This window comes from Gilliamella sp. Pas-s95, assembly GCF_009795795.1.
GTDB classification, from domain to species: domain Bacteria; phylum Pseudomonadota; class Gammaproteobacteria; order Enterobacterales; family Orbaceae; genus Gilliamella; species Gilliamella bombicola.
The window spans coordinates 1-311 of record NZ_WTFC01000118.1 but is presented as its reverse complement, the minus strand read 5'-3'; the positions used below and the strand labels follow the sequence as shown (position 1 = coordinate 311).

The 311-nt window shown below is 38.9% G+C and carries 1 protein-coding gene; it reads right to left on the bottom strand.

Annotation, left to right across the window (positions count from 1 at the left end):
* Nucleotides 1–59: 59 nt before the first annotated feature.
* On the bottom strand, nt 60–311 hold a 252-nt coding region (locus GQ598_RS10990; protein ID WP_160404148.1), incomplete at its 5' end, for a hypothetical protein.

The following is a 311-nucleotide window of genomic DNA, read 5'->3' as shown; positions in this document are numbered from 1 at the left end:
AAATTAAGCTTGGACAAAAAGAGTCCTGTTCAATATCGGGAGTATTATTTTCCAGCAGCTTAGTTTTTTTGTACAACTTTTGGGGGGCAGTTCAAATATCCCCCTGTGCTACTTAAGGTTACCCTATAAGGAGCCTTACATTTATTTAATGCTTCGTTAAAACTAACATCATTGCCATACTTATCCGTAAATGATGCCGATATACTCCCTGATATACCATTTGCATCCGGCTCATCTCCATCATCATCACGCCAATAACCAAACCTTGTGGCTAAATCACTTAAACTCACTGAACTAGCTGTTAATGGTGG